Raw genomic sequence first — 2,980 nt, forward strand, 5'->3', positions numbered from 1 at the left:
CGCGACCGCCGCGCCCAGCAGCAGCGCCGCACGCCCGGCATCGCCGTCCAGCAGGGCGACCCCGGCCAGACCCTCGATCCCGTACGCGACAGCCGGCCGATGCTGCCACCGCACCGCCGAACCCGCCGCCCGCAGGTGCCACGCCCGTGCGGCTTCCGCCTCGCCGGCCGCCTCGGCGAGCCGGCCCAGCGTGACCAGCACCTGGCCGCGGATCTCCTCGGCGCTGAACCAGCCGGTCGGGCAGACGGCCAGAGCCTGCTCGGCCCACTGATGGGCGCGCCCGGACTCCCCGCGCAGCCGTTCCACCTCGGCCAGGACCCACATCGAGTACGCCAGGATCATCGGCGATCCGGCGCGGCGGGCGAGCACCGCGGCCCGTTCCGCGTCGGCGAGCGCGTCGTCCAGCCGGTCGCCGGTGGGGTCCCCCTGATGGATCGAGGTGAGGACGCGCTGACTGATCAGGTCCGCCATGTCGTTGCTGGTTCCCAGCTCCTCGACGAGGGTGATGGCCTCGTCGTAGCAGGCCCGGGCGGCGCTCCCGTCGCCGCGCAGGCCGAGCAGCTTGGCCCGTTCGGCGAGCGCCACGGTCATCCCCCACCGGTCACCGATCGAACGGAAACTGTCGGCGGCCGCTCGCAACTGTGCCTCCGCGGCGTCCGCGTCGCCGCCGTAGATGCCCGCGAACCCCTCACCCAGGCGCAGCAGCGCGGCCAGCCAGGGGTCGGGTTCGGCCAGGTCGGCGCCGATGACGGCGCGGTCCATCCGGTCGCCGCCGCCGATCCCGGTCATGATCGACCACATCACGATCAGGAACGGGAACCTCGGCGCGTACAGCGACTGGACGACGAGCGGCTCCAGTTCGGCGAGCAGCCGGGTACGCCGCGAGCCGTGCAGGTCCCCGCGCGTGGCGGTGGCGAGGACAACCGCGTACTCCTCGGTCAGGCCCTCCGGCGGGCTCCAGCCGACGGCGTCGAGCAGTTCGAGGCAGAGCACCGAGTCGCCGCCGCCCCAGCCGCGCATCCCCCAGTAGGTGCCCATCGGCGCGGCCAGTCGCAGGGCCAGCGGCGGGTCGTGGCGGACGGCCCAGCGCAGGGCGTCGACGATGTTGTCGTGCTCGCCGTCCAGCCCGCGCAGCCACTCCACCTGGTCGGCGCGCCGCAGCCCGGGTTCGGCGGCCATCGCGAGGTCGGTCAGGTAGGCCAGCTGGGCGCGGCGGACCATGTCCTCCTCGCCGGCCAGCGCGAGCTGTTCGGCGCCGAAGGCCCGCACGGTCTCCAGCATCCGCAGGCGCGGACCGGCCTCGACCAGCGACTTGTCCACCAGCCCGGCGAGCACGTCCTCCAGGTCGTCGACCCGGCAGACCCGCTGTGCCGCGTCGAGGGTGGCGCCGCCGGCGAACACGGTGAGGCGCCGGGCGAGCAGCCGCTCGTCGGCGTCGAGCAGTTCCCAGCTCCACTCGACGACGGCCCGCAGCGTGCGGTGCCGGGCCGGGGCGGTGCGGCTGCCCCGCGACAGCAGGCGGAACCGGTCGGTCAGCCGGTCGGCGACCTCGTGCACGTCGAAGACCCGGATCCGGGCGGCGGCCAGCTCGATCGCCAGCGGCAGACCGTCGAGGGCACGGCAGATGCGGACCACCGCGCCGACGTTGCCGGCGTCGACGGTGAAGCCGGGGCGCACCGCGGCGGCCCGCTCGGCGAACAGGCGCAGCGCCGCGTACTCCAGCGGCGCGGCCGGGCTCTCCTCCGGTGGCGGCAGCGCGAGCGGTGGGACCGGGCACAGCGTCTCGCCGGTGACGCCGAGTGCCTCCCGGCTGGTGGCCAGCACGCGTACGGACGGGCACCGCGCGAGCAGCCGGGCGGCGAAGTCGGCGACCGCGTCCACCAGGTGCTCGCAGTTGTCGAGCACCAGCAGCACCGGCCGGTCCGCCAGCGCCAGCGCCAGCCGGTCCACCGGGTCCGGCGCACGCCGGCCGCCGTCGGCGGCCAGCAGGCCGCTGTCGCGCAGACCCACCGCGGCCAGCACGGCGTGGCCCACATCGGCGCTCTCGGTCAGCGGTCCCAGCTCGATGAAACACACCTCTTCGGTACGCCGCCGCACACCCTCCACGGCCAGTCGTGTCTTGCCCGCACCGCCCGGCCCGATCAGCGTGACCAGCCGTGCCTCGCCGAGCTGTTTCGCCAGCCGCCGCAGCTCGGCGTCCCGGCCGACGAACGTGGTCAGCTGCGCGGGCACCCCGGTGACCGTTCGCACCTTCTGTTCCTGCGGCACCGCCTGTTCCCGCAGCACCGCCAGGTGGACGGCGGCCAGTGCGGGTGACGGGTCGGCGCCCAGCTCGTCGGCGAGTGTCCGGCGCGCCTCCTCGAACGCGGCCAGCGCCTCGGCCTGCCGGCCGCTGCCGTGCAGCGCCCGGATCAGCAGGCCCCGCAGCCGTTCCCGCAGCGGGTGCCGGGCCACCAGGCCGGACAGCTCGGCCACCGCCTCGGCGTGCCGGCCCAGCGCCAGATTGGCATCGCACCGGTCCTCGACCGCGGCCAGGCGCAGCTCCTCCCACCGGGCTGCCGCGGCCACCGCACCCTCCAGGTCGGAGAGCGCCGGGCCGCGCCACAGGCCGAGTGCCTCGTCGAGCAGCCGGACCGCGGCCGCCGGGTCGCCGGTGGCGAGCTGCTGACGGCCGGCCGCGGCCAGCCGCTCGAACCGGTGCGCGTCCACGTCGTCCGGTGCGACGTCGAGCCGGTATCCGGCGGGCAGCGAGGCCAGGATCGCGTCGTCCGGCCGCAGCGCCTGCCGCAGCCGGGAGACCTGCGCCTGCAGCGCGTTCGGGGCCCCGGCCGGCGGCTGGTCGCCGTAGACGTCGTCGATCAGCCGCTCGGCGGGCACCACCCGGCCCGGGTCCAGCAGCAGCCGGGTCAGCAGCGCGCGCTGACGACGGGCGGCCCACTTCCCAGTCCGGGCCGGGGCACGGAGCACCCCCGAGCGCGGC

1 protein-coding gene is annotated in these 2,980 nt (G+C 76.1%); it reads right to left on the reverse strand.

The window, feature by feature from the left end; translation table 11 throughout:
* Positions 1-2,980, reverse strand: a 2,980-nt coding sequence (locus AB0F81_RS47390) for a BTAD domain-containing putative transcriptional regulator (protein WP_360210336.1), incomplete at both ends; no start/stop codon positions are given.

The organism is Actinoplanes sp. NPDC024001, assembly GCF_040638955.1.
Lineage (GTDB): Bacteria > Actinomycetota > Actinomycetes > Mycobacteriales > Micromonosporaceae > Actinoplanes.